26 protein-coding genes and 1 pseudogene are annotated in these 25,496 nt (G+C 42.8%); 20 read left to right on the forward strand and 7 right to left on the reverse strand.

Going from position 1 to position 25,496, the window contains the following annotated elements:
• Positions 1–262: 262 nt before the first annotated feature.
• The 13 genes from G399_RS0116480 (at position 263) to G399_RS23015 (ending at position 12,213) form a co-directional block, all read left to right on the forward strand.
• Positions 263–982 carry an OmpW family outer membrane protein gene (locus G399_RS0116480; RefSeq protein ID WP_006009533.1) on the forward strand — a complete coding sequence of 240 codons (720 nt, stop codon included), beginning with the start codon at positions 263–265 and terminating at the stop codon, positions 980–982.
• Between the two features lie 328 nt (positions 983–1,310).
• Positions 1,311–2,174 carry an FAD binding domain-containing protein gene (locus G399_RS0116485; protein WP_006009535.1) on the forward strand — a complete coding sequence of 288 codons (864 nt, stop codon included), beginning with the start codon at positions 1,311–1,313 and terminating at the stop codon, positions 2,172–2,174.
• Between the two features lie 2 nt (positions 2,175–2,176).
• Positions 2,177–2,653: a (2Fe-2S)-binding protein gene (locus G399_RS0116490; RefSeq protein ID WP_006009536.1), complete on the forward strand. Its 477-nt coding sequence runs from the start codon at positions 2,177–2,179 to the stop codon at positions 2,651–2,653.
• A gap of 11 nt (positions 2,654–2,664) precedes the next feature.
• Entirely contained in the window at positions 2,665–5,067 is a 2,403-nt protein-coding gene (locus G399_RS0116495) for an aerobic carbon-monoxide dehydrogenase large subunit (protein WP_006009537.1), read from the forward strand.
• Positions 5,068–5,150: 83 nt separating this feature from the next.
• Positions 5,151–5,735, forward strand: coding sequence for an SRPBCC family protein (locus tag G399_RS0116500; protein ID WP_006009538.1), 585 nt, complete (start codon positions 5,151–5,153; stop codon positions 5,733–5,735).
• A gap of 15 nt (positions 5,736–5,750) precedes the next feature.
• A complete protein-coding gene (locus tag G399_RS0116505) occupies positions 5,751–6,644 on the forward strand; it encodes an AAA family ATPase (RefSeq protein ID WP_006009539.1) in 894 nt (297 codons plus the stop codon).
• A gap of 14 nt (positions 6,645–6,658) precedes the next feature.
• Entirely contained in the window at positions 6,659–7,858 is a 1,200-nt protein-coding gene (locus G399_RS20940) for a vWA domain-containing protein (protein WP_006009540.1), read from the forward strand.
• Positions 7,859–7,877: 19 nt separating this feature from the next.
• Positions 7,878–8,771, forward strand: a complete 894-nt coding sequence (locus G399_RS20945; protein ID WP_006009541.1) for an XdhC family protein — start codon at positions 7,878–7,880, stop codon at positions 8,769–8,771.
• A 5-nt stretch (positions 8,772–8,776) separates the two neighbouring features.
• The gene (locus G399_RS20950) at positions 8,777–9,424 is read left to right on the forward strand and encodes a nucleotidyltransferase family protein (protein WP_158409433.1); all 648 of its coding nucleotides are present in this window, start codon (positions 8,777–8,779) and stop codon (positions 9,422–9,424) included.
• 41 nt (positions 9,425–9,465) lie between these two features.
• Positions 9,466–10,317 carry an XdhC family protein gene (locus G399_RS0116525; protein ID WP_006009543.1) on the forward strand — a complete coding sequence of 284 codons (852 nt, stop codon included), beginning with the start codon at positions 9,466–9,468 and terminating at the stop codon, positions 10,315–10,317.
• A 3-nt stretch (positions 10,318–10,320) separates the two neighbouring features.
• Positions 10,321–11,604 carry an aminotransferase class V-fold PLP-dependent enzyme gene (locus tag G399_RS0116530; RefSeq protein WP_006009545.1) on the forward strand — a complete coding sequence of 428 codons (1,284 nt, stop codon included), beginning with the start codon at positions 10,321–10,323 and terminating at the stop codon, positions 11,602–11,604.
• Positions 11,604–12,029: a Fe-S cluster assembly sulfur transfer protein SufU gene (sufU, locus tag G399_RS0116535; RefSeq protein ID WP_006009547.1), complete on the forward strand. Its 426-nt coding sequence runs from the start codon at positions 11,604–11,606 to the stop codon at positions 12,027–12,029. The genes G399_RS0116530 and sufU overlap by 1 nt, the downstream gene beginning before the upstream one ends.
• Entirely contained in the window at positions 12,022–12,213 is a 192-nt protein-coding gene (locus G399_RS23015) for a heavy metal translocating P-type ATPase metal-binding domain-containing protein (RefSeq protein WP_158409434.1), read from the forward strand. The genes sufU and G399_RS23015 overlap by 8 nt, the downstream gene beginning before the upstream one ends.
• Before the next feature lie 15 nt (positions 12,214–12,228).
• Here the strand turns inward: G399_RS23015 and G399_RS0116540 are convergent, their stop codons facing one another.
• Complete coding sequence (locus G399_RS0116540; RefSeq protein ID WP_006009548.1) at positions 12,229–12,936, reverse strand: TIGR02466 family protein; 708 nt, start codon at positions 12,934–12,936, stop codon at positions 12,229–12,231.
• Between the two features lie 233 nt (positions 12,937–13,169).
• Here G399_RS0116540 and G399_RS0116545 point away from each other — a divergent pair, with 233 nt between their 5' ends.
• The 3 genes from G399_RS0116545 to ppnP all read left to right on the forward strand — a co-directional run bounded on the left by G399_RS0116545 (position 13,170) and on the right by ppnP (position 14,965).
• Positions 13,170–13,928 carry an SDR family oxidoreductase gene (locus G399_RS0116545; RefSeq protein WP_006009549.1) on the forward strand — a complete coding sequence of 253 codons (759 nt, stop codon included), beginning with the start codon at positions 13,170–13,172 and terminating at the stop codon, positions 13,926–13,928.
• Between the two features lie 234 nt (positions 13,929–14,162).
• Positions 14,163–14,549 (forward strand): DUF4389 domain-containing protein, encoded by a 387-nt coding sequence (locus G399_RS0116550; protein WP_006009550.1) that lies wholly within the window; start codon positions 14,163–14,165, stop codon positions 14,547–14,549.
• A gap of 131 nt (positions 14,550–14,680) precedes the next feature.
• Positions 14,681–14,965 carry a pyrimidine/purine nucleoside phosphorylase gene (ppnP, locus tag G399_RS0116555; protein ID WP_006009551.1) on the forward strand — a complete coding sequence of 95 codons (285 nt, stop codon included), beginning with the start codon at positions 14,681–14,683 and terminating at the stop codon, positions 14,963–14,965.
• A 250-nt stretch (positions 14,966–15,215) separates the two neighbouring features.
• Here the strand turns inward: ppnP and G399_RS0116560 are convergent, their stop codons facing one another.
• Positions 15,216–15,557, reverse strand: a complete 342-nt coding sequence (locus G399_RS0116560; RefSeq protein ID WP_026843820.1) for an NAD(P)/FAD-dependent oxidoreductase — start codon at positions 15,555–15,557, stop codon at positions 15,216–15,218.
• A 160-nt stretch (positions 15,558–15,717) separates the two neighbouring features.
• Here G399_RS0116560 and G399_RS22390 point away from each other — a divergent pair, with 160 nt between their 5' ends.
• The 3 genes and pseudogenes from G399_RS22390 (at position 15,718) to G399_RS22805 (ending at position 16,771) form a co-directional block, all read left to right on the forward strand.
• On the forward strand, positions 15,718–16,044 hold the full coding sequence (locus G399_RS22390) for a hypothetical protein (protein WP_211229865.1): 327 nt from the start codon (positions 15,718–15,720) through the stop codon (positions 16,042–16,044).
• Positions 16,034–16,525, forward strand: a pseudogene (locus tag G399_RS23080) (sigma-54-dependent Fis family transcriptional regulator); the annotation flags it as partial. The gene G399_RS22390 and the pseudogene G399_RS23080, both read left to right, overlap by 11 nt.
• Before the next feature lie 39 nt (positions 16,526–16,564).
• Positions 16,565–16,771 carry a helix-turn-helix domain-containing protein gene (locus G399_RS22805; RefSeq protein WP_226988922.1) on the forward strand — a complete coding sequence of 69 codons (207 nt, stop codon included), beginning with the start codon at positions 16,565–16,567 and terminating at the stop codon, positions 16,769–16,771.
• A gap of 37 nt (positions 16,772–16,808) precedes the next feature.
• Here G399_RS22805 and G399_RS0116575 read toward each other — a convergent pair whose 3' ends face one another.
• The gene (locus G399_RS0116575) at positions 16,809–18,353 is read right to left on the reverse strand and encodes a S10 family peptidase (protein ID WP_006009553.1); all 1,545 of its coding nucleotides are present in this window, start codon (positions 18,351–18,353) and stop codon (positions 16,809–16,811) included.
• 394 nt (positions 18,354–18,747) lie between these two features.
• Here G399_RS0116575 and G399_RS22810 point away from each other — a divergent pair, with 394 nt between their 5' ends.
• Positions 18,748–18,870 carry a hypothetical protein gene (locus G399_RS22810; protein WP_006009554.1) on the forward strand — a complete coding sequence of 41 codons (123 nt, stop codon included), beginning with the start codon at positions 18,748–18,750 and terminating at the stop codon, positions 18,868–18,870.
• Positions 18,871–18,879: 9 nt separating this feature from the next.
• Here the strand turns inward: G399_RS22810 and G399_RS0116585 are convergent, their stop codons facing one another.
• From G399_RS0116585 to G399_RS0116600, 4 genes are all read right to left on the reverse strand, one after another.
• Positions 18,880–21,771 (reverse strand): M16 family metallopeptidase, encoded by a 2,892-nt coding sequence (locus G399_RS0116585; RefSeq protein WP_006009555.1) that lies wholly within the window; start codon positions 21,769–21,771, stop codon positions 18,880–18,882.
• A 462-nt stretch (positions 21,772–22,233) separates the two neighbouring features.
• Positions 22,234–23,253 (reverse strand): proline iminopeptidase-family hydrolase, encoded by a 1,020-nt coding sequence (locus G399_RS0116590; RefSeq protein ID WP_006009556.1) that lies wholly within the window; start codon positions 23,251–23,253, stop codon positions 22,234–22,236.
• A gap of 73 nt (positions 23,254–23,326) precedes the next feature.
• The gene (locus tag G399_RS0116595) at positions 23,327–24,523 is read right to left on the reverse strand and encodes an APC family permease (protein ID WP_006009557.1); all 1,197 of its coding nucleotides are present in this window, start codon (positions 24,521–24,523) and stop codon (positions 23,327–23,329) included.
• A 117-nt stretch (positions 24,524–24,640) separates the two neighbouring features.
• Positions 24,641–25,489, reverse strand: coding sequence for a hypothetical protein (locus G399_RS0116600; RefSeq protein ID WP_006009559.1), 849 nt, complete (start codon positions 25,487–25,489; stop codon positions 24,641–24,643).
• Between the last annotated feature and the right edge of the window lie 7 nt (positions 25,490–25,496).

Genomic DNA, 25,496 nt, shown 5'->3' on the forward strand with positions numbered 1-25,496 from the left:
CAAGTTACACGGTTCCTAAAGCCCAGAAATCAACTTAATTGTGTTTGACATTCACTCTCTGTGTGCCGTCCAAAAATCACTGCTAAACATCATATTTCGCATCAATAGGAAATTTTTTGCAAGCTTGTTTCTGCTATCCCGTTGACTATATTAATAATTTTTTCTTATACTCGAACTCGGTTATTAACAAAATATTAACGTTTAGTATTTTGGATGTGTAACTTGATTATGATGGGCACCATTCACTTAGGGAACACAACATATGAAAAAATCAACACCAATACTATCCGCTGCAACTGCGATTTTTAGTGCTTCCGCCCTTTTTAGCGCTACCGCCTTGTTAAGCGCTAACGCAATAGCTCATGAAAAAGGCGATATGCTCGTTCGCATTGGTTTAACCACGGTTGCACCAGACGAATCGAGCTCCAATATTTTTGTTGGCGGTGGTGACTTGGGATTTGCTTTAAACGTTGATAACAATACGCAGGTGGGGCTTAATTTTGCTTATTTTGTTACCGATAAATGGAACATAGAAGTGCTTGCGGCAACGCCTTTTACGCACGACGTTAATGTCAACACCAACCCATTAGGTTTAGGACAACTTGCTGAGGTAACGCATTTACCTCCTACCGTTACCGCCAACTATTTTTTTGCCGATAGCGGCGCTGTGTTTCAACCCTATGTTGGTGTTGGTCTAAATTACACGATCTTTTTTGACGAAAAATTTACTAACGCTAATAAAACACTTGGTTTTAGCGATTTAGATTTAGACGCCTCCTTTGGTATTTCTGCGCAAGTCGGTTTTGATTACATGATTGACAAGGAATGGTTTGTTAATGCCTCTGTTCGTTACATTGACATTAGTACCGACGCTACCTTTACTCTAGATAATGCTACTTTAGGTGCAAATAATGCCTCGGGTAATGTGACTGTAGATATTGACCCTTGGGTTTACAGCGTATCTGTAGGCTATAAATTTTAGACAATTGTTGATAATAAATTAAGCGGGGAAATCGTTCGCTAGATATTACTTTGAGTGCTTATTTTATGAATAATACAAATAATTTAGGCTTCTTACCTACATGAATAATGACTATCTACTAAATAAAAGGAAGCGTTTTTTCTCAAACGAGACGCCTTTTTTAGAATGTTAAAATTAATTGATTAACAATTAAGGGTTTTTTTTAACAATTGAGGTTTTTTTTTAACAGTTTGTGTTTTACTCTACGAAGGCATATAAAAATAAAAAATAAAGGTTCACGTTTTGACTCCTTTGGTTAACAACAACAACTCAACAATGTGAGGTCTACATGATTCCATCGTGTTTTGAATACCACAAAGCGACTAGCATCGCTGATGCCATCGCGAAACTACAGGACAATGAGGATGCTAAGCTACTTGCCGGTGGGCACAGCTTGCTTCCTATGATGAAGTTACGTTTTTCTGAAGCACCCTATCTAGTCGACATCAACGGTATAGAAGGCCTAAAGGGCATTAGTATCGATGGTGACACCATTACTATCGGTGCAATGACCACAGAAAGTGAACTGATTAGATCGGATATTTTACAACAGTATTGTCCACTGCTAGTAGAGGCTGCAAAGCTCGTAGCTGACCCTCAAGTTCGAAATAAAGGCACTATTGGTGGCGATGTCGCGCACGGAGATCCCGGAAATGACCATCCGGCCGTTATGCTAGCATTAGATGCGCAACTGGTTATCCATGGCCCCGATGGCGAACGAATGATCCCAGCAAATGGATTTTTCTTGGGAACCTACTGGACTGCTCTTGAAGAGTACGAGATTTTGGTTGCTATTAAAGTGCCGGCATTAACGTCGGGTACTGGGCATGGTTATCATAAGCTAAAACGTAAAACCGGTGACTATGCAGTCGCAGGCTCAGCCGTAGTGGTTGAAATGAACGGCGATGTCGTGCGTGATATTCGGATTGGATTAACTAATGTTGCTCCTATGGCAATTCGTGCGGAAGCCGCTGAAGATCTAATTCGAGGTAAACGAGTTGACGACGTTTTGTTAAAGGCCGTCGAAAAAGCAATTGTTGCGGCATGTGATCCTGCCGTCGATTTGCGCGGTGATGAAGAGTACAAGTCTCATATGGCAGCTATTATGGCTCGCCGATCAATTATCCAAGCTATCGAAAACGCAAAGGAGTAACCATGGCTAAGCAAGCAGTTTCATTTACACTCAACGGCAAAACCGTTGACGTACTCGTTGAGCCACGTGAGCTATTGATCCATACGCTACGAGAAAATTTAAACCAAACAGGCGCGCACATTGGTTGTGAAACGTCACACTGTGGCGTATGCACAGTAGATATTGACGGTGAGTCGGTTAAATCGTGCACCCTATTGACTGTTCAAACCGCCGGTTCCGACGTTAAAAGCGTGGAAGGTATGGCAACTGCTGATGGACTTCATGTTATTCAGCAAGCATTTGTTGATGAGCATGGTTTGCAGTGCGGCTTTTGTACGCCTGGCATGCTGATGCGTGCCTATCGGTTCTTGCAAGAGAACCCAGATCCTAACGATGAAGAAATTCGTTGGGGTATGTCTGGTAATTTATGTCGTTGTACTGGCTATCAGAACATCATCAATGCGGTAAGAACAGCCGCCAAAAACTTACAACAAGCGTGAGGTACTGAGTAATGGATACAGTAGCAGATAAGCAAAAACGCGAAGACTCGTTAAACGGTGTTGGTTGTTCGCGCAAACGCAAAGAAGATGCTCGTTTTATTCAGGGTAAAGGCAATTATACTGATGACATTAAAATGCCTGGTATGTTGTTCGCAGATATGGTCAGAAGTCCGTATGCTCATGCCCGCATCATAAGCATAAATACAGAAAAAGCATTAGCGTTACCCGGCGTACACGCTGTTTTAACCGCAGCAGATCTAAAGCCCCTTAATCTTCACTGGATGCCAACTTTGGCGGGTGATGTGCAAGCTGTTTTAGCCGACGAAAAAGTTCACTTCCAATATCAAGAAGTCGCTTTAGTTGTTGCCGATGACCGCTACATCGCTGCCGATGCAATCGATCTAGTTGAAGTAGAATATGAAGAATTACCAGTGTTAGTTGACCCACACAAGGCAATGACCGCTGAAGCTCCGATTTTACGCGAAGATCTGGTTGGCAAAATGGAAGGCGCGCACAGCACGCGCAAACATGATAACCACATCTTTAACTGGCAAGCCGGTGAGAAAGATGCAACTGACCGTGTTTTTGATGCCGCAGAAGTTACCGTATCACAGGATATGGTCTATCACCGAGTACATCCATGTCCATTAGAGACCTGTGGGTGTGTTGCGTCGATGGATAAAATAAACGGCAAGCTAACGGTTTATTTAACGTCACAAGCGCCACATGTTGTTCGCACCGTGGTGTCTATGCTTTCTGGTCTTCCTGAAAGCAGCGTACGTATCGTTTCCCCTGATATTGGTGGCGGCTTTGGTAATAAGGTCGGTATCTATCCTGGTTATGTGGCTTCTATCGTCGCTTCTATCGTCTTGGGCGTCCCGGTTAAATGGGTCGAAGACCGTATGGAAAACATTTCGACTACGGCATTTGCCCGTGACTATCATATGCGTGGCGAACTCGCTGCAGACAGCAACGGTATTATCAAGGCATTGCGAGTCAACGTTTTAGCCGATCATGGTGCATTTGATTCGTGTGCGGATCCATCTAAATTTCCTGCCGGGTTCATGCATATATGCACGGGTTCTTACGATATTCCCGTTGCGCATTTGAATGTCGATGGCGTGTATACGAACAAAGCCCCGGGTGGTGTTTCTTATCGATGCTCATTCCGTGTGACTGAAGCGGTTTACGTTATTGAGCGCACCATGGACGTTCTGGCGCAGAAACTTGGTATTGATAAAGCAGAGATCCGTCGCCGTAACTTTGTTAAAAAAGAACAATTTCCGTATACAACTTGCTTAGGTTTCGAGTTGGATTCGGGCGACTACCATACTGCGCTAGAAAAAGTGCTCGATGCAGTCGATTATAAAGGCCTGCGGCGAGAACAAGAAGAAAAACGGGCGAACGGCGAGTTAATGGGTATTGGCTTAGTCACGTTTACTGAAGTGGTTGGTGCTGGGCCTTCTAAATCTTGCGATATTCTGGGCGTTGGCATGTTCGATAGTGCTGAAATTAGGGTTCATCCTACAGGTTCAGTTATGGCGCGCATGGGCACTATTACCCAAGGACAAGGCCATCAAACAACCTATGCACAAATCATTGCTTCTGAATTGGGTATTACATCTGATGAAATTGCAATTGAGGAAGGTGATACCGATACTTCACCCTATGGACTGGGAACCTATGGTTCTCGTTCTACGCCTGTAGGTGGCGCTGCAACCGCGGTAGCTGCTCGTAAAATCAAAGCGAAAGCAAAGAAAATAGCGGCTCATCTATTAGAGGTAAGTGAAGACGACCTTGAGTGGGAAGTTGATCGCTTTAAAGTGAAAGGTGTTCCTGGTCAAGAAAAAACCATGAAAGACATCGCCTGGGCGGCGTATAACAATGTACCAGAAGGTATGGAGCCTGGTCTTGAAGCGGTTGATTACTATGACCCACCAAACTTCACCTTTCCATTTGGTGCCTATCTCTGTGTTGTTGACATCGACAAAGACACCGGCGTAACTGACATACGTCGATTCTATGCCCTAGACGATTGCGGTACACGCATAAACCCGATGATTATTGATGGCCAAATTCATGGTGGTCTTACTGAAGGATATGCTGTCGCAATGGGACAAGAAATGCCATACGACGAGGAAGGTAACCTGCTAGGTAATACCTTAATGGATTATTTTTTACCAACTTTCGTTGAAACACCCAAATGGGAAACAGACTATACGGTTACACCTTCACCACACCATCCAATTGGTGCCAAAGGTGTAGCTGAGTCACCGCATGTTGGCAGTATTCCAACCTTTACTTCCGCTATGGTCGACGCCTTTGCACATTTAGACGTCACTCACATGGATATGCCTCACAATGCCTATCGCGTTTGGAAGCAAATTAAAGCACTTGGATTACTAGACAATTAGCTAATTCGTTAGCTCATCTCAAACCAGTCCTGATAGCTATCAGGACTGGTTTGTTATTTTATTCATATTGGAATTATTAAAAAATGAAAGTCGATTTAAACAAAGAGTTTTCACTACCTGGTACTGGCGTTCAAGCCTGGACTTTCTTGCAAGATATTAGAGGTGTTGCCAGCTGCATGCCGGGCGCTGAAATTACAGAAGACCTAGGTGATGGAAATTACAAAGGTAAAGTTAAGGCCAAGATTGGACCGGCAACGATGGCCTTTAATGGCGATATTATTATCCAAAATATTGATGCCGAAAAACGTGAACTTCATATGATTGGAAAAGGACAGGACACTAAAGGTTCATCATCTGCCACCATGGATTTGCGAGCATGGGTAGAAGATACTGAGGATGGTAAAAGTGTTCTGCAAGGTGTTGCAACAGTAACTGTAAATGGCAAAGCAGCTAGTCTAGGAGGTCGAATGATGACCCAAGTTGCGGATCAAATGCTAAATCAATTTGGAAAAAGCTTTGCCAATAATGTTGCCAGTATGGGGGAAGGTGAAGAAGCTGAAATGGCACGGGATAAAATTGCAGAGCAACCTGCGGAATTAAATGGACTCGCATTCGCTTGGTCTGTTTTTGTGGGTTGGTTTGGTAGTCTTTTTAGTTCGAAAAAATAGAGTGATTAAATACTGATGACTAAAGTTAACCGCATCGCTGAGTTTCAGGGGAAATTGTCAGAGCTTGGCTACATAGCCGAACGTAATTTATCAGCAAGCCTCTTATTATTTTCAGATATGAAGCGTCCTTTGTTGCTGGAAGGCGATGCGGGTGTAGGTAAAACTGAAATAGCGAGGGTGATCTCTCAGCTTTATGATTGTCCTCTCATTCGCTTGCAATGTTATGAAGGTCTAGATGTTAACTCGGCGGTTTACGAGTGGAATTATCAGCACCAGCTACTCTCAATTAAAATGCTCGAAGAGCGACAGCAGAATAACCCAAATGGATCGATGGAGAGTGAGCTTTTTAGTGAAAAATACTTATTACAGCGTCCATTGCTAGCGGCTATTATGCAAGAAAAGTCACCGGTTTTACTTATCGATGAAATTGATAGAGCAGATGAAGAATTTGAAGCTTATTTATTGGAACTACTTTCAGAATTTCAAGTTAGTATCCCTGAAATAGGCACTATAAAAGCCAAATCTATCCCTTTTGTCGTATTAACATCTAATGGTACAAGAGAGTTGAGCGACGCGCTTCGGCGCCGGTGCTTCTATCATTATGTCGACTACCCTAGTTTCGATAAAGAACTTCAAATTGTAAATAAACGCGTACCTGAAATTGGTCCTCAACTTGCTCGGCAGGTGGTTGCTTTCATTCAGGATTTACGCAAGATTGATTTACAGAAAGTCCCCGGAGTTGCGGAAACACTCGATTGGGCTGCCGCACTGTTGAACTTAGGTATTACTAGCTTAGATGAAGATATGGAGGTCATTCAAGACAGTTTAGTTTGTCTGTTAAAAACACGAGAAGATTCGATGCGCTTAGAACCCTTTGAAATAGAGCGACTGATCGCTCGCGCAGTCTAATCTAGAGCTTATTGATGACACAACTAAACAAAGTATATTGTGATGAGTTCTCTGAACATTTAACTCGCCGGGTTGTCGAGTTTATTCGCCATGCGCGTAACAATAATTTTCGTGTTGGTATTGCTGAGCAAGTAGATGCGCTCAAAGTTGCTGAGTATTGTTATATAAGTGACAAATATGCCTTTAAATTAGGCCTAAAAGCACTAATTTGCTCAAATGAAGATGATTGGAAAAAATTCGATGAGGTTTTTAATGCCTATTGGTTGTCATCAAATACCAAACAATTCGTTCAAGCAAATCAATCTCCTGCCGCAAAGAAAAAGTCACCTGAGCAGCAAAAGCAACAATCTGAAGGAGATAGAAAGCAAACGCCTAAACCATCATCAGCCGATACAGCCGCAGAGCAAGACGGCGACGATGTGCCAGAAGCAAGTGGCACCAAAGAAGGTGCAAGCTCACGAGCAAATCTTGCCAAGGAAGATTTTCATTCAATAAAAGATCCTGATGAAATGCGTAAAATGGAGCGTTTAATAGAACGCTTAGCGAAACAAATGAAAAAACGAATTTCCCGACGGTACCAATATCAGGCAAACAAAGGAAAAATCGACCTTCGCAGAACCATACGCAAGAGCTTACGCTACGGGGGCACGCCTCTTGAACTCTGCAAGAAACGTCTGAAGCCACAAACGCCGAAACTTATTATTATTGTCGACGTAAGTCGCTCAATGTCCATGTATAGTTTTTTGTTTTTACGTTTTGCAAGAGGACTCATTAATGTATTTAAAGATGTCCAAGCCTATGCTTACAACACGCAGCTTTTGCCAATTACCAATGCGTTAAAACAAACGGATTTAATGCGAGTTAGAAATAGTTTAGCGATGATGTCGGATGATTGGTCTGGGGGCACTAAAATTGGCGAAAGCCTGCATAAGTTTAATCAACAATATGGGCAGAGTGTTAATAAACGTTCCTTAGTTATGATTGTTAGCGACGGCCTTGACGCTGGTCCGAGCGAAGAGCTTAGCAGCGAGATGCAAATACTAAAACGACGTTGCAGAAAAATTGTCTGGCTGAATCCGTTACTAGGCCATCATGGATATGAACCAATCGCTGCTGGTATGGCTGCGGCGTTGCCTTTTATTGATTTATTCGCTCCGGCTAACAACCTAGAATCACTGGCTGCACTTGAAGGTGCGTTGACTAAAACTTGGTAGCACGCTAAGGAAAAACAGTATGATTAATTCAGCTGAACTGGAACTAAAAGCAGAACAACTCACTCGACAAGGAAAGCACTTTACTTTAGCCACGGTAGTTCGCTGCGAATCACCGACGTCGGCAAAACCGGGGGCAAAAGCATTAGTTACTTTTGAAGGCGAAATTTTTGGTTGGATAGGGGGCGGTTGCGCGCAGCCCGCTGTCATTAAAACCGTACGAGAATGTATTAAAACAGGACAACCACAGCTTATTAGAGTCACCCCAACGCATCAAACCGCGTTGGAAGATGGCATCGTCAAATTCAATATGGCGTGCCACTCAGGTGGGACCTTAGATATATTTATAGAGCCAATTACTGTCAAACCATTATTGTTAATTATAGGGGCCTCACCGGTTTCCCACGCTTTATCAAAAATAGCCTCAATGTCTGGGTTTGAGGTTACTGTTGCGGTAGAAGGCACACCCAATGAGCTTTTCTCCAGTGAAATCAGTGTGCTTGATAACTTTGAAATATCGGATGGACATTTTAATCGTATGCCATATGTTGTGGTGTCGACTCAAGGCAAACGCGATGAAGCGGGTCTAAACGCGGCATTAAAAATCGCTTCACCCTATACTGCATTGGTTGCCAGTTCAAAAAAAGCCTTGAAGCTATTAGAGAAGACTGCGGGGATGAATTTCACGCCAGAGGTAATCAACAATGTTCGGTATCCAGCAGGCCTTAAAATCGGAGCCAATACGCCAGAAGAGATCGCCGTTGCGCTGCTAGCTGAGCTTATACAGTTCAAAAATACTAAAAGTGAGAGTATGTATACTGCGCCTAAACTGCAAAGCGAGAGTGCTACTACTAATTCTGAGTCAGAGTCAGCGACCAAGCCGCCTGAATCGAGCAGTTGCTGCTCATCTAAATGACGAATATGATGCCTTCAAAACGATTATCTTGTGTATTATTGGCTGCCGGGCTTTCTTCCAGAATGGGAGAGCAAAATAAACTGCTAATCAATATCGAAGGACAACCACTGGTTCGCAGAACGGCACAGTTATTGGTTGACTACGGGCTGGATGAAATTGTTGTGGTTGTTGGACATGAAGCTACGTTAGTTGCAAGTGAGTTAAGTGATTTGCCCGTGACCTTAGTAGAAAACCACGACTATCATGAAGGTCAAATGACTTCTGTGTATACTGGGCTAAAAGCATTAACTAAAAATACAGACGGCATTATTATTTGCCTATCGGATTTAGTATTACTTGAAAAGTCAGATTTACATGCAATGCATTTGGCATTCGATGAATGTACAACATCGATATTGGTTCCACAATATTTAGGTGAAAGGGGTAATCCGATTATTTTAGATCATTCTCACCGTCAAGCTATCCTTGACGGTGAGAAAAACCTAGGGTGTCGTAAGTTAATACAAAAGCAACCTCAAGAAGTCACTGTATTTGAAGCTCAAAACGACCACGTCACGTTTGATTTAGATACGCCAGAAGCACTTCAGAATGTTAGGCAACGATTGCAGCACAGAGATTCTGATACAAAACAACCGTGTGATCGTATTGCATGACCCTAACACATAAATAAGTATGTATTTAAAGAGAAATAATTATGGCTCGTAGTATTTTCGACATCATGAATGATCTGCAACAGAAGCAAGAACCGTTTGCTGTGGCAACCGTTGTAGATACCTATGGTTCGGTTTCAGCAAAAACATCCTCCAAAGCGATTATTGATGCTCAGGGTCGAGTAGTCACTGGCTGGATAGGAGGTGGCTGTGCTGAATCAAGTACTTGCGAAAAGGCCATGGAATGTATTGAAACGAATCAAACAGCGATGATGGAAATTGATTTAGATGATGAAATGTTAGGTGCAGGAATGCCTTGTGGAGGCGGTATGAAAGTATATGTAGAGCCTGTGTTACCGGAGCCTACTATTTGGGTTATGGGACATGGTAAAGTTGCTGAAGTCATTTGTGCTATGGGCGATATACTAAGCTATCGAGTCATCGTTAACGACCTTGGTGCTACGTGGGATAAGTTTCCGGCTGCTAAGCATATCATTACCGATGATCTAGATTATAGTCAGCTAACACCTAAGCCAAACGACTATGTAATAATAGCGACACAACATAAAGGTGACCACGAGTCTATCAAACAAGCATTGAGCTGCGATGCGGGTTACATAGCGCTTATAGCGAGCCGTAAACGCGCAAGACTGGTATTGGACTATTTACGCGAAGAACACGTCAGTGAAGATGAGATCAGTCGCGTCGTTGCGCCCTCAGGTTTAGACTTAGGTCCGCAAACACCAGAAGAAATTGCGCTGTGTATTTTGAGTGAAATTACATTATTGCGTCGCGGTGGCACTGGTATAAGAAACAGAGATAAATTGCTGGTGGAAGATGCAGGTGGTGCAGTCGCGACAATATATCAAGCACACAAGCTGGCTGCGGGTGAATAAAAAATGAGTTCTGTGGCGCTATCTAATATTGAGACTGACAAACAAACTAACGCAGCTGCGCGGATTAATCCTGAACGTGTTAAAGCGCTTTTCCCGATTTTTAGAAATAATGAACTAACGCGAAACTTAAGTTATTTAGATAACGCAGCCACCTCGCAAAAACCAGAGATGGTAATGCAGGCAATGGATGATGCTATGCGGCTATTTCACAGCCCTGTTAATCGCGGCTTTTATCCTTTGGCTGAACAAACAACGACGCGGTATGAACAAGCACGAGAACGACTCAAAAGTTTTATAGGCGCTGCAACTCATAGGTCAGTGATTTTTACCGCCTCAGCAACGGACAGCATTAACCAAGTGGCACAAGGCTTTTTGCTGCCACGCCTAAAACCAGGACAAAATGTGTGGGTGACACGCATGGAGCATCACTCAAACTATTTACCTTGGCAACACGTGTGTGAAAAATCGGGGGCGAGTCTGCGTATAATTGAGCTCAACAGTACTGGCGAATTAGACCTAGACCGACACCCTGATATATTTTCTGATACGACAGCCATGATTGCACTGACCCAAACATCTAATGTATTGGGTACGACCAATGATGTAAAAGCTATCTGCGAGCAAGCCAAGCAAAAACATATCCCGACTCTCATTGATGCTGCTCAGGCGGTGGTCAGCAATACGATTAATGTGCAACAGCTGGGCTGTGACTTTTTGGTCTTCTCTGCACATAAAATGTTTGCACCAACTGGCATAGGCATTCTGTATATAGCGCCAGATAGACTCGATCAAGTGCAACCGTTAAGACTAGGAGGAGGCATGGTCGACTTTTGCGCCGACAGTATCGCTGACACCACTTGGAGTGAAGCGCCACATCGTTTTGAAGCAGGTTCACCTAATCTTGTGGGTGCCATTGGTTTTGCAGCTGCTTGCGACTTTGTCGAGTCATTGGGTCAAGCAAATATTAAGATGCATATTGGAGAACTGGCAAGTAGTCTATATCAACAACTATCGCATTATCCAAATCTGCACTTAGTTTCACCTGCCAAGCATCTGTCTTCAGGCATTGTTAGCTTTTATCATGATGTGATCCATGCTCATGACCTCGCCCAAATTATGGGCGACTCTGGTGTTGCAGTTCGCGCTGGTCACCATTGTGCTCAACCACTACTAAGACATCTAGGAGTCAGTTCAACATTGCGTATCAGTATTTCTGTGTATAACACTAACGATGATATTAGCGCTGTGGTGAATGCACTAGAGCACGCTGAGAAGGTTTTTGCCTAATGTCAGACTCGCAGTTATACAAAGCACAGTTGCTGGATCACTTTAAGAAACCTCGAAATAAAGTAGTCGGAGAGTTAAGCACAATGCAAGTTGTTAAAAGAGGCTCTAATCCGCGCTGTGGTGATGACATTGAAGTAGGTTTCAGTCTGAATAATAATATTATCCAAGCGATTCAATTTAGAGGTCGGGGATGTTCCGTGTGTATCGCATCGGCCTCAATGATGACTGAATCCATTAAAGGACAGTCGACTGAGTATGCAAAAAAAATAGCAGCTCAAATGCAAGGATGGATAGCCGGAGAAGACGTCAATATCCCGCAGATGCTCTTACCGCTTGAGGCTGTGCGCAACCATCCTGCGCGGAAAAAGTGCGTGATGCTGGCTTGGCATGCTCTAGTCGAAGGTATGGATGAATGCAATGTCTAATGCATCTACATGCAGAGCGGTAAGTTATGAATGCGCTCACTGCAAGCTGATCAGCCATGGAAAACCAACCGAAACCGTTGTAATCCATGGCCAAGAGTTGTCAATGTGCTGCCTTGGATGCGTCTATGCGGCGGAAATGCTTGTTGGCTTATATTACTCAGACTTATATACCAGAACACCATAGCGTATTAATGTCGATTTACAGTTTGTTAGTAAAGCTATGGTCAAACAAGCCATCCCCCTGATCACCATGTACCTGGACATTAAACGACACAACAATTCGGTCTTTTTTACCAATATAGGGCATTGCCATATGTTTAAGGTGTGAGGGGAAAATGCATAAAACGCCTTCTTCAGGCGGCGAGTCAAAACTATTGTCTTGCAGGTATAGATTGCCCGAATCCATATAGCCTCCGCCAATTACATCCATTTGGTGGCCATAAAATCGGGTCACACCATTCATCTCACCCAACTCTTTATTAGCGACACGACTCTCTTCATCATCAACTTGTACGTAATAAACGCCAGACCAAGCACAATTGCCATGATTATGCGTTTCGTGAAAACCATGACCATTTTGGATTTGAAACCAAGCGCCAACAACATTCATTTGTAGCTTTGTAGAGCGGCTGAACTGCCAAAGTTTAGCGTTCACTTGAGTCGACATCTGAAATAGTTGGTCAGAAATAAATGTAAATAATGCGTTCAGTTCTGGATGACTATAGCGCATTAATAAATCGTCACTACTCGAATAAACAGGCGCTTTTAGCTTGTCATTATTATTTCGATGTGCAGTGAAAAGTGTTACCAGCGCCTTATTAACTTGAACGTTATCAGCGAACTTGGTTCGCAAAAATGGAGTTGGCCATAATAGATGAAGGTCTGGGTTGTGCGAAGTATCGGTCATAACAATATCAATTTAGTGTTCAATTAGGTATAGGATACTCAGCCATATTGCCAATGTCTAGTGATGCGAAGCGCTGATGCAATGGAGTATTATAATGGTCGGTATTTCAGCGCTCTACTGAGTTAACTATTCATAATTATCTAGACTAATAGACTCCCATGAAAGTAAATAATTTCCACTATTTGAGTAAACACTCTATGGTCTAGTGACTTACATATATTTAGGTTAATGCGTTGAATAATTTTAATAATAAAGTGGTTTTAATAACCGGTGCTGGTAATGGCATTGGCCGCGCAACGGCCCTAGCATTTGCACAACAAGGTGCCAGTGTGGTGGTGGCTGATATTAATCAAATTGATGGTGAAGAAACGGCGTCTCAAATCACTCAAGCCGGCGGCATTGCCACATTTCTTTCTTGTGATGTAACAATAGAGCAAGATGTTAAAGAACTGGTTGATGGTACTTTAGCAATCTACGGAAAATTAGATATCGCTTTTAATAATGCGGGTATCGAAATCGAACAAAGCAAATTGGCCGATGGCGACGAAGCGGTTTACGACAAAATAATGGACGTTAACGTCAAAGGTGTTTGGCGCTGCATGAAATATCAAATTCCTGCGATGCTGCTACAGCCTACCTCGGTCATTGTAAATACCGCGTCTATTGCTGGTTTAGGTGCAGCACCAAAAATGAGTATTTACTGTGCCAGTAAACATGCTGTGCTTGGGCTAACAAAATCAGCCGCTGTCGAATATGCTAAAAAAGGCCTGCGTGTTAATGCTGTTTGTCCGGCCGTTATTGATACCGATATGTATAAACGGGCAACACAGAACGATCCGCAAAAACAACAGTACGTAAACAACCTTCATCCCATTGGACGTATTGGTCAACCTGAAGAAGTAGCTGGGGCCGTGTTATATTTATGTTCAGACTTAGCCGGTTTTACCACCGGGGTGGCTCTGCCCGTAGATGGTGGATCAACCGCTATTTAAAGCTGTATTGTGTTTTATGCTTAGTTGAGCGTAATTTTACTAGGATTTACTCTTATTATGGATTGGTGAATTTGGTCATAATGTGGCGATAAAATACAATAACTCGTGATTTTTTTATTTTATTATCGAGGCCTAAACTTAACTATATGATTTAATTGTAAATATTATTGGCTTTATTATTGCTAACAGTTAAGAAGAATGAACAATTAACAACACTGTTTTTAGGAGAATCAAATGGACGACAAAATTAAAGCAAAATTAACTAATTTGAATACGTGGAAGCGAGGCTTATTCATGCTTCTTTTTGGCATATTTTCAGGTGTGGCAAAATTTATCGTATCTTTGGTGGCAATTTTTCAATTTCTGACACTTCTGTTTAAAGGAGAGGTAAATCAAGCAGTGATACCTTTTGGTCAAAATTTGAGTACCTATATATATCAAATTACCTTATTTTTAACCTTCAAAACTAACGAAATGCCATTTCCTTTTATTGCTTTCCCAGATGGAACACCGGCATCAATGGCCAACGAGCTTAACAAGGAAAACGTTGCCAATGCTGAAACTAGGATGAAAAGTGATGAAGAAACTGTTGATCCAACAGATGAAGATATCAAGAAATAAAGTAGCAGATAAAGAGAGATAAAGAAAATTAGTATGAGTACTGAATAAATTAAATTGATTGCCATTGCTTACAGTCAGGTCGCAAAAATGTAGACTAATGGCTTACTTAGTTTTGAATTGGAAAGATAAATATGTTTAACGTAAACGAATATTTTGAGCGCAAGGTAGCATCAATTGCCTTTAATACTGCTGTTCAGTCTGCAACGGTTGGGGTTATGGCTCCGGGTGAGTATGAGTTTGATACTAGCGAGTTTGAAACTATGACGGTTGTTAGCGGGGCATTAACGGTGTTACTACCAGAACAACAAGAGTGGAAAACGTTTACAGCTTCAGAAGTGTTTACGATTGAAGCCAATAAGAAGTTTAAGGTCACAACCACTGTCGATACCGCTTATCTTTGTACTTATGGTAAGTGATTGTTAGAGTTAAACTTTTTGCCCTTGCTCAGCCAGAAAATAGTAACGCAACAGTTCTCTGAGTCTAATCGTAATTGCAAAAAAAGCTAAGCTGGGGATTGATAGGTAGCTTATGCGAGCTTCCTTATGAGAGCTACCTTATGAGAGCTACCTTATGAGAGCTACCTTATGAGAGCTACCTTATGAGAGCTACCTTATGAGAGCTACCTTATGAGAGCTACCTATCAATATCTATTCATCGGTCACAGCCCTAGCTTAGGTGATGAACAGGCTCCATTCCGTAAACGGGTGTTGCAATGCCTTCCATACGCGCTTTTATTTGCAGTGAAAGGTATTGAGAGTAGTGCCGGGACTGATGTAAGTTGCGCCCGTGAAACCAGAGTGCTTCTTGGTGCGTGGGTTTCCACATATTACGTAGTTCACCTTCCCATGGCCCGGGATCTTTGCTCGTATCAGACCCCATACCCCAGCATTTCCCAACTTTATCAGCAACTTCTTGAGAAATGATTTTAGCCGCCCAACCGTTCATCGAACCATAGCCCGTAGCATAAACAATTAAATCAGCTTCTAGTTCGGTCCCGTCCGTTAACAATACCGATTTAGCTTTAGATTCATCTAAAACGCGCGGCAGCCAAAATTTTGCGCTTCACTTAACCCAGTTGTATGCAAGGTTGATTGAGGACGCCTACTTCCTAAGACGCTATCGACACAGTTTAATTTTCAGATGTGATCAGTCACGTGAGTTAGTCCAAGTGAACGGACAATTATTATTCGCTGTGGATGAGCAAGGCGATATTCTAGCGGCTAATTCTGCGGCTCGAGCTCTTCTATCAACGCTCACGGTGCTTAATCAACCTAGCGTTTCTTTACCCTTATCGTTGGAATGCGAGTGGCGCGATATCTTGTCGATTACCTACAATACTAAAGACGGTACACGCGCATTCAGAGTATCCGGTACCCAACAAATTCTATTTGGAATGCTCATTGATTCAACGTCGAATCTATCGAGTAAACCCAAATCAGTGGTCCTCCGAGCACAGAGCATACAGGATGAATCGGTGCCCGCGCTTGATTGCTGAGTCACTGATTGAGAGCGAGTTATTCGGGTACGCACCCGGCACGTTGACCGGTGGTCGAGCAAAAGGAGCCAAAGGACTCATTCAGCAAGCCAGCGGCGGAACCCTATTTTTAGATTAAATTGGTGATATGCCCTTACACCTCCAAACTCGTTTACTTCGTGTATTAGCCGAAGGGCAGGTGCTTCCTGTCGGCGCAGTTAAGCCCATTAGAGTGGATATGCGAGTCCTTGCGGCCACCCATTGCACCATCGCGCAACTGATCGCTGATGGCCGCTTCCGAGAAGACCTTTTCAATCGGCTAAATGGCGCTACCTTAAAACTACGTGCACTTAAAGCACGAGCCGATAAGAACTATCTCATCCACACTTTACTCGCTTATGGATGGCCGGGTAATATTCGCCAGTTAGCTAATATCCTGACTTTTGCAGACGCGATCTGTGAAGCAAATGAAATAACAGTACATCACTTGCCGGAAGAATGCGTAACGCATCGATGGCAGAGTCCTTCATTATTGACGCCCATGCAAACGCCTATACCCGAACATACGCCGGTAACTGCGACCGAGGGTGATGTTCAATTGCCTGAAAAACAAGCACTAGTTGAGATGTTACAGCATCGCCGCTGGAATATATCGTCAGTAGCAAAACAGTTAAGCGTATCTCGCCCAACTGTTTATCGCCGTCTGAAAAAATATCAGATTACTCTGCCTAAAGACATGTTGAATTAGCCGCTGATCAGATCCTACCATCTGTTGCTGTGGTCTATTATTTTAGTTTGTATTGAGCAGGCAGGCCTTTTGAATCAGACTTACCAATAAACTCACGTATATCATTATTCGCGTTTTCTAAATCGGCGCGACGCAAATACATCATATGACCACTTCTATAGGCTTTGAAGTCAATGCGATCACTCATTTGAGTACTAGGGTCTATGTGCCACATATTGTACTTAGCGTCAAAGTAATTGGTCGCGCCATCAAAGTAGCCTGATTGAATCAGTACATTTAGGTATGGGTTTTGTGCCATGGCTTGACGCAATTGCTTACCAGTATTGTTGTCACTTCTATCCCAAGGGTGCACAGGACCAAACATATTGTATTTTAAATCGGTAACAAAGTTTAATTCTTCACGCAAATAATAGTTAATTGCGGGTGTGAATGAATGCAACCAAGAAGTCAGTTCGGCGTTGTAATCAGGGCGGTCGCCTGAGCGTTTTCCATCTATACCTAAATAGCGTGAATCGAGACGGCCAATGGTGCGATTTTGTTCACGCAGTAACTCTTTCCAAAAAAAGCCCGTGCTTGGTGCCAGATTATTATCAAGCACTGCCTGCATAGAGAGGCCTGAGAAATAAGCAATCCGTTCAGCCATTTTATCTCGTGCATCACCAGTTAACATGGCCCCTTTTGCTAGCGCGGGCAGGTATTGATCAAGTGCAAAAGCTTCAACTTCTGGTAGCATTTCTTCTAGATCTTTACTTTGCAACTCTTCAGGTAAGACACCGTGATACCAAGCTGCTGCCGCAAAATAAGGTAATTGATTTGCCTGCTTTACGGGACCGTCGCGATCAAGTCCAATATCAGTAGGAGAGACTAAAATAACCCCATTTAAATACATCCACTGATTGTTTTGTAATTCGAGCGCAAGGCCTGAAACACGCGTTGTGCCATAACTTTCGCCAATTAAGTACTTAGGCGACTGCCAGCGGTTTTTACGCGAGGTGAAGGTATTCATCCACTCCGCTAAGTACTTTATATCGGAATTTACACCAAAAAAGCGCTCTTTTTGTTTATCGCGTGAGGGCATTTCACCGTCTTCATTTGGTAAAACGCGAGAATAGCCGGTATTAACAGGATTAATGAATACAATGTCGGCTACGTCTAAAATAGAGTGTGGATTGTCTTGTACGCCATAAGGTTGAATGGGATAACCTTCGTCACTTAAATTAAGGACCTTTGGACCGGTGTAAGCAATATGCATCCAAACCGATGCAGAACCTGGACCGCCGTTAAACGAATAAACAATCGGTCGCGCTTCACGTTTATCAACATCTTGGCGTTCGTAATAAGTATAGAATAATGAGGCAATAGGCGAACCTTCCTCATCCCAAACTGGTTGAGTACCGACGCTAGCGGTGTAAGAAATTTTCTCATCATTAATTTTTACACTATGTTTGGTAACAACTTCGGTATCAACCGGTATCATTCTTTTATGCGATTGAGGCGGAGCTTCTTGTGCATTAACAGGCGCCAATATTAGTAAGCAGCCAAATACAGATAAAGAAGTAATTAAAGCGGATCTCTTGCGCATTTTATATGTCTCTAATTTGATAATGTACTCGAAGATTAACAAATAGTGAGTTTAGAAAGCAAAGGCTTATTCAACTATTATGTTTTTTTGATTTTAGATAAAGCTAAATTTATCGAGCAACGATTTCAACTTATGATTTTTAATTTGAAAACCCTCTTAATAAGGCAAAGGGTGAAGATTTATATTACCCTTGAGTTTACGCATTGTACCAAAGTCAGTAAATATAATTAACAATTCCTCTTCTTTGTTAATTCAAATATGAATCAACCAGCAGCTCAAAATAGTGTCAATTTCGTTATTTGCAAATCGCAGGTTAACAGACCTTGCACTGGGCCCGGCTGCTGTCAGGAAGCACTCAACGAGATATGTTGAGCATCTTAGAATAGAGCAAAGTATGCACACTAAAAAAGCAACTATTTATAAAAAAGCAACTATTTATAAAAAAGCCACCATTTATAAAAAAGCCACTATTTATAAAAAAGATAGTGGCTTTGATTTAATGAAACTCGATAATTAAGCGCGATAACTACAAGGGTTTACCGTTTTCATCTAGCTCTACAATATTCTCAAACATCGGTTTAAGGCTTTCCATAACTTTAGCTTTATCGCCCACCACTACCGTAATCATCTCATCAAGTTTCAGATGTTTAGCTGCCAGTGAATTCAGCTCCGCTTTACCAATATCCGCTAAAATAGCGTTTTGCTCATCTACAAATGTCTTATCAAGACCGTAAGTCATAATCTCTGATAAGAAACTTAGTTTTTGATTAGGCGTTTCGTAAGCCCTTGCATCACGCTGCCCAATAGCACTTTTCATGAATGCGAGTTCTTGGTCTGTCATGCCTGTTTCTCTAAATGCGTTTATTTCATTCCTAAATTGTAAAATAGAATCCGCTGTCGTATCTGCACGAACACCGGCCTGAGCTCTATATACTCCTCTGAAATCATTACCGCTAAAGAACGAACGTGCGCCATAGGTGTACCCTTTATCTTCCCGTAAATTTAGGTTAATACGGCTATTGAAAGCACCGCCTAAGTTATAATTCATTAAGTCTGCGCGGTAATATTCACCTGTAGCGTCATAGTTCATAGCTCGCTTACCAATGCGGATTTCCGATTGTGCGGCGTCTGGCTTATCAATAAAGTACAGAGTACCGGCTGCTAACTCAGGAAATGCTTTAACTGCTGCCACGGGGCTTGATTGACCTTTCCAATTATTAAGCACTTCTAAACGTTCTGTAATAATCGCACTATCTAGGTCGCTGACCACGATAACTTCGGCATTCGCTGGCCCATAATTCGAGCCGTAAAAAGCCTTCACGTCTTCAAGCGTTAGTTTTTCTACAGTAGCAATTGTTCCATTATTGGAGTAAGAAAAACTATTATCAAAGCCAAAAACTAACTTATTAAAGATTTCTGTGGCCATTGGGCTAGCATTCTTTTTAGCGTTTTTTAAGCCTTCAATTTGCTGTTTCTTTAAACGCTCAAAGTCAGCTTCATCAAACTTCGGTGACGTTAACTGTTCCATAGCGATGGCTAGAGTGGGATCAAGATTTTTCGATAAGGTTCTTATTCTAAGCGTTGTAAATTTTTCACCTGCACCAAAGTACACATTTGAGCCTAGTTTTTGCAGTTCGTTAGATAACTCTTCAGCACTCGACTGTAGGGTGTTTTCTCCCAGCATAGAGGCAGTTAAAGAAGCTAAACCAAGCTTGTCTATTACTTCATGTGTCTGGCCAGCCGGGATACTTACTTGAATAGTTGTGGTCGGAACTTCGTCATTTACAGCTCCTAATACACTGACTCCATTTTTCATTTCAACGCGGTATATATCAGGCACCTTTATACTTGGGTTCTTGCCTGGTGAAGGTATGACAGAACGGTCAAAATCAGACACACCAGGGCGCAATACTAAGCTAGTCTCATCAGTGGTTTCTGGGATATTTCTTTCATACCGTTGCCAAGTATCTGCTTTAACAACACTGTCTGGCTGTCCTTTAGGCACAATACTCATAACAACAGAATGCTTGTCCTTAATATAAGCTTTATAAACACGCATTACATCGTCTTTGGTAATATTTTCATATCTAGCAATATCATCGCTAATACCATCTGGATTTGAACGATAGGTCTCATAGGCAGCAAGTTGGCTTACTTTTCCAGCGACGCTTTCTAGCCCGTAAACCATACCCGATATAATACCCGCCTTAACTCGCTCTAAATCATCATCGGTTGCGCCACCTCTGCTTTCGAATTCATCGAGCGAAGCACGGATAATAGTTTCTAACTCAGTTAACGTGTTGCCGGGTGCAGGCAATGCTAATAGAGAAAACTGACACGCTATCTCGCCACAGGAATGGCCTGCATTAGCTTGCACAGCTTTGCCGTTCTTCACCATATTCTTGTATAAAAGTGACGTCTTACCGCTGCCCATAATAGACATAAGCACATCAAGTGGTGCTTCATCAGGATGGTTTGCATGCACTGTTGGAAACGCCATATAAACTAAAGGCAAAGAAACATTATCTTGCATAGAAATATAACGGTCTTGGTCTAGGGTTACCTTAGTGTACTCAGGCTTATTCACCTCAGGTCCTCGAGGGATCCCACCAAAATACTTTTTGACCCAAGCTAAAGTTTGCGCCTCGTCCATGTCGCCACCAATGGTTAATGTGGCGTTATTTGGACCATACCAGCGTAAGAAGAATTTTTTCAGATCATTTAAGTTTGCACGATTGAGGTCTTCTATATAGCCAATAGTGGACCAAGAATAAGGATGTCCCTCAGGGTAAAGCGCTTCGCCGACTCTTTCTCTGAGCAAACCATAAGGGCGATTGTCATAATTTTGACCGCGTTCATTTTTAACGGTTTCACGCTGATTTTCGAATTTTTCTTTGGTAACGGCATCAAGGAAAAAGCCCATACGATCCGACTCTAACCACAACATGCGTTCTAGTTGATTAGACGGAACCGTTTCATAATAATTAGTCCGGTCGGTGTTGGTAGAGCCATTCAGTGTGCCACCTGATTCGGTTATCAAACCAAAATGTTGCTCATCCGCAACATTTTCCGAGCCTTGAAACATCATGTGTTCGAAAAAGTGGGCAAAGCCTGACTTGCCAGGCTCTTCGCGACCAGAACCCACATGGTAAGTAATATCTACGTGCACCAATGGGTCTGAGTTATCGGGATGTAATACAATAGTCAGGCCATTGTCGAGTACATATTTATTGAAAGGAATAACTATTTCACCCTCTGTTTTAGTCACAGTAGCGAGTTTGTTAATGCCAGCAGGTAAGGCGATAGATTGTGTAACCGCAGTTGAGGAAGTCGCATCCTTAGGGGCATTTTGCGCATCGCAACCGCCTAGACCAATTAAGGCGGCTATGCCTGTTGTTAACAGTATCTGTTTTCTCATAAAACTATATGCACTCGTTGATAATTAAAGACAGTTCTAAGAATAAACGATGCACCCGATCTATTCAACAGACAGCGATTTGGTTGCTGGTAGGGTATATAACCTGGTTGCTGAAACGCGACGATAATAAATAGAATTAGGCTTTAGGTGGTATAGGGTATGGTTTTTTTTAAATAAATATAAGGGACCTAGTTTACACACACACCTTCGCTTACACTCCTAGTGTAAACATTTAATAACAGCAAAAATGTGAATTTTGCGATACGCTGCTAATAAAATTGAACATCTCATCGAATGAAATGTTCAATTGCTTATTTAATATATAGAAGACTAAGGCAATGCAAACGCCCACTTCCTTCGGGACTTCTGCAGCATTGACATTTGGTTTCAAAACTGTCGAATAATACGATAATAACCTAGGTCAATGCTTATTTGTTCAGGTGATTATTTAGGCATAGATCTTTATTCAAGGCCAATTTCCTTAGGTGTTTCGTTACGCTTAAACCAACCGCGCAGAATTGCCTCGGTTGCTATTGGACGATCACGAAAGAAACCATGGGCAGCCCCTGGTACAACACCGAGTTCTGCTCCAGGAGTTAGGGTCACATAATCTTGAACCGTGTCGATACGAGCAGAGTCGTACTGTCCTACCAGAAACATCGTTTGTTTGCCGTCGATCTGCTGCAAAAGCTGCACCGCATCGTAAGTCTTAAGGGAACCTGTTGATGTAAATTCACTTGGTCCCCACATTGCATTATAGATTACAGGATTGGAGCCATTGCCGCCAATTTGAGCAGCATATGCGACAGCCTCTTTGCTGGGGGCTACGGTTTCGTAGAATTGGGAATATAGCGCTGTGTACGCTTTGTCACATTCGCTTTCTGGTGGCGGTGTTTTTGTTTCACAAGCGCCAAGCGTTAATTTAACTTTTTTGGCTGCCTTTTGGACCAGTAAGTTGGCGTCCGTGATCCAATGCGGCGTAGAAATGTAGGTGCCGCCAATGACCGTAGACGCAACATGTTGCGGATAGCGAGCAGTATATTCTAGGGCGATTGCTGATCCCCAGCTATGGCCGACTAAGTGCCAACGTTCTGCTCCCAGTTTAAGTCTGACTGCTTCGAGCTCTTCAACAAAACGCTCAACGCGCCAATTTGCAGGATCGTTTGGTTGCTCAGACTTACCACTATCTAGTTGATCATAAAGAATTATTGGGCGTTCATCTGCAAGACTCAATATGCCCGCAAAAGAGTTATGTGTTCCCCCTGGACCACCGTGAATGAAAACCGCCGGTATTGTTTTTTTACTAATGATCCCATTCACTCGAACGTACACTTTGCCCCCTTCAACCGCAACCATTAGTTCTTGATCTGGCTGTGCATAAGCAGCGGCTATAGTATCTTCTTTTGCCATTGCATTAGGTATAAGTATTAGCGACGCGGTGACTATACATAGCGTCATAAAAAATGTTGAGCGTGATTTCATTTAACTTACCTCTTTGTGTTTATGAAGATCTGCAAGCGCTTCGCAGACTGATCCACCGATCAGGCTCTAAAGTCTACTCGACAGGTGTCCCGAATACAATAATTGCCAGCCCTAGAATGCCCAGCGTCGCGAATCCGCTTACTTTAAATGACCAGCCCGATTGTGACCAACTTCCCTTGGCTGCAATGAAAGCCTGCAATGCATAGTAGAATGCGAACGCACGTGATGCATAGCTGATAATTTCGAACACGCTCATTGCCCATGTCAGAATTAATCCGATGCCAACGAGTGCGCCATACCCAGCTCTTGGTGAGATCCGTCCCTTGGTAAGTTCGGCAATTAGACCACCTGAACCGCCCGTATCTGCCACTGCTGCACTGAATTGCGCGCTAATTGCAGCCACAATCAAGAGTAGTGGCAATACTGGGGCAACGATCGCCATCAGATCGATAATCGCAGTTTCACTTAGCTGTAAATTTTCAGGTGCGAATACGTAGCTTAGAAAAACGATATAGACTATATAGATAGCAGTTGAGGTCCATTGCGCCAATCGCATAGACTGAATTCTGGTTTGGGCTTGGTATTCATCCCCCAAATATCGGGATGTTTCAAACCCTTGCACCGTCACAAGCAAGCCTGCGATCAAAGCAACTGCCTGCCATCCTGAGACTGTTGCTGGTTCAATGACCAGTTCATGGGCTGCAGCTTTGTCGATAAAAAACCAGCCAAGACCAAATAAAAGCCCAGCGATGATAGCGAGCTTAATTGTGACCGTAATCTGCTCCATATGCTCCAGCGCTTGAAATCCCTTCGTCCATCCAACGACCAGAATCACCACAAAGACAGCACTTGTGAGCAGCTGCGCACTGAACGCATCGTTTAATGGTGTCAGGCTGACTGCAAACGCCCCAAGTAAGTTTAGATAATAGGCGACCGAAATAATATAGGCGAATGCAAGCACCCAAGACGAAGCCGTTTCAAGGCGGTCCTCGTGAGAACTTCGAACACCGCTGCATTCCTCAAGGCGCGCAATATTAAAGCGGATAGTGGAGCCAAAAAGGTAAGCAACCACGCATAATACAATCATGACAAGCGGTGCATGTTGGCCGAAGGAAGATATTAGGATCGGACCCAGTACCAAAAAGCCACTGCCAATAATGGAAGCCAATGGTGTGATAGTGGCGCGCCAGAGAATGGCTTTAGCTAGTTTAGGATAAAGTAACACCGCACCAGCGGCGATGGTGACAAGAACAATTAGATAATTTAACATTACGCCCTCTACGCCTTTATTACATGCGTGCTTTACACAAAAAGCGAGGTAAAATCAGCGACTATTTCTGCATCGCTTATTGTTTTGTGATCCATCAGGACTATCAGCAACACCACGTTAATCTGTAACCACAACTTCATAGACTTTGTTATACAGCGGATTATTTTCAGGTGACCAGTTGCCGTCTTTCGTGTATACATTTGATACATTGAGATTTCTAAGACTCTCTATACTATAAAAGAAGCCGTAATACTTATACGCAAGATATATCTGCTCGTAATCACCTACCTGCCCAAGGTAGGGAATATCCCTATCCATATTTGCATTAACATTGGTATATAACTGGTATTCCAAATCGATTAAAAATTGCAAGCGCTGCTGGGCTGTGACGGTTTCACAGTCACCATACATATTCACAACTTGACCAATTGAACAGCGCCTTCCATAATTTAAGGCCATTGCCTCACGTTGAGCTGATGCAGATTCTATTGTTACCACACCTTCATAATCAGCTCGTCCAAAAGTGGTTCCGGGTTCAGCGTTAGAAGCGTCGGCTTGCTCCATTAATGACAGGAAATTAGCTTGTCGGGGACCGCCATGAAATACAACCAGTGAATTTTTGTTGAGAACTTTAGTTTCACCGGCTAAAAATACATAGTTGGCGCAGCTAGAAATACACAGGTTGGCTACTTCCACGGTCATCCGTTTTTCATGAATGAAGTTACCCATGTCGATACCCGCATAAAGACTTCCACCGTTGCTGTTTACCAACAAGCGGTCGCCGGGTCGATACAGCCGCTTAAATTTTTCAACCCGCTGCATATCGATAGGACCAAAGTATTGAATAACGCCGCTATTTAAACGCTTAACGCCGCTAATATCGGGCCCAAGCATGGCAGAGAAAAACCAAGTTAGCCCTGCCAACACAGCAGCAAAAAATAAAATTGTTTTTAACGCGCCACTCAACTAATAA

Origin of the sequence: Brumicola pallidula DSM 14239 = ACAM 615 (assembly GCF_000428905.1) — a bacterium.
GTDB lineage: Bacteria > Pseudomonadota > Gammaproteobacteria > Enterobacterales > Alteromonadaceae > Glaciecola > Glaciecola pallidula.

Bases quoted from the DNA above. Each gene is read 5' to 3' on its own strand.
- G399_RS0116490 (WP_006009536.1), top strand. From the start codon at position 2,177: ATGGCTAAGCAAGCAGTTTCATTTACACTCAACGGCAAAACCGTTGAC.
- G399_RS0116500 (WP_006009538.1), top strand. From the start codon at position 5,151: ATGAAAGTCGATTTAAACAAAGAGTTTTCACTACCTGGTACTGGCGTT.
- G399_RS0116480 (WP_006009533.1), top strand. From the start codon at position 263: ATGAAAAAATCAACACCAATACTATCCGCTGCAACTGCGATTTTTAGT.
- G399_RS22805 (WP_226988922.1), top strand. From the start codon at position 16,565: ATGCAAACGCCTATACCCGAACATACGCCGGTAACTGCGACCGAGGGT.
- G399_RS0116550 (WP_006009550.1), top strand. From the start codon at position 14,163: ATGGACGACAAAATTAAAGCAAAATTAACTAATTTGAATACGTGGAAG.
- G399_RS0116530 (WP_006009545.1), top strand. From the start codon at position 10,321: ATGAGTTCTGTGGCGCTATCTAATATTGAGACTGACAAACAAACTAAC.
- G399_RS20940 (WP_006009540.1), top strand. From the start codon at position 6,659: ATGACACAACTAAACAAAGTATATTGTGATGAGTTCTCTGAACATTTA.
- G399_RS0116485 (WP_006009535.1), top strand. From the start codon at position 1,311: ATGATTCCATCGTGTTTTGAATACCACAAAGCGACTAGCATCGCTGAT.
- G399_RS0116590 (WP_006009556.1), bottom strand. From the start codon at position 23,253: ATGAAATCACGCTCAACATTTTTTATGACGCTATGTATAGTCACCGCG.
- G399_RS0116525 (WP_006009543.1), top strand. From the start codon at position 9,466: ATGGCTCGTAGTATTTTCGACATCATGAATGATCTGCAACAGAAGCAA.
- G399_RS20950 (WP_158409433.1), top strand. From the start codon at position 8,777: ATGATGCCTTCAAAACGATTATCTTGTGTATTATTGGCTGCCGGGCTT.
- G399_RS0116505 (WP_006009539.1), top strand. From the start codon at position 5,751: ATGACTAAAGTTAACCGCATCGCTGAGTTTCAGGGGAAATTGTCAGAG.
- G399_RS20945 (WP_006009541.1), top strand. From the start codon at position 7,878: ATGATTAATTCAGCTGAACTGGAACTAAAAGCAGAACAACTCACTCGA.
- G399_RS0116595 (WP_006009557.1), bottom strand. From the start codon at position 24,523: ATGTTAAATTATCTAATTGTTCTTGTCACCATCGCCGCTGGTGCGGTG.
- G399_RS23015 (WP_158409434.1), top strand. From the start codon at position 12,022: ATGTCTAATGCATCTACATGCAGAGCGGTAAGTTATGAATGCGCTCAC.
- ppnP (WP_006009551.1), top strand. From the start codon at position 14,681: ATGTTTAACGTAAACGAATATTTTGAGCGCAAGGTAGCATCAATTGCC.
- G399_RS0116575 (WP_006009553.1), bottom strand. From the start codon at position 18,353: ATGCGCAAGAGATCCGCTTTAATTACTTCTTTATCTGTATTTGGCTGC.
- G399_RS0116540 (WP_006009548.1), bottom strand. From the start codon at position 12,936: ATGACCGATACTTCGCACAACCCAGACCTTCATCTATTATGGCCAACT.
- G399_RS22810 (WP_006009554.1), top strand. From the start codon at position 18,748: ATGCACACTAAAAAAGCAACTATTTATAAAAAAGCAACTATTTATAAA.
- G399_RS0116495 (WP_006009537.1), top strand. From the start codon at position 2,665: ATGGATACAGTAGCAGATAAGCAAAAACGCGAAGACTCGTTAAACGGT.
- sufU (WP_006009547.1), top strand. From the start codon at position 11,604: ATGTCAGACTCGCAGTTATACAAAGCACAGTTGCTGGATCACTTTAAG.
- G399_RS0116585 (WP_006009555.1), bottom strand. From the start codon at position 21,771: ATGAGAAAACAGATACTGTTAACAACAGGCATAGCCGCCTTAATTGGT.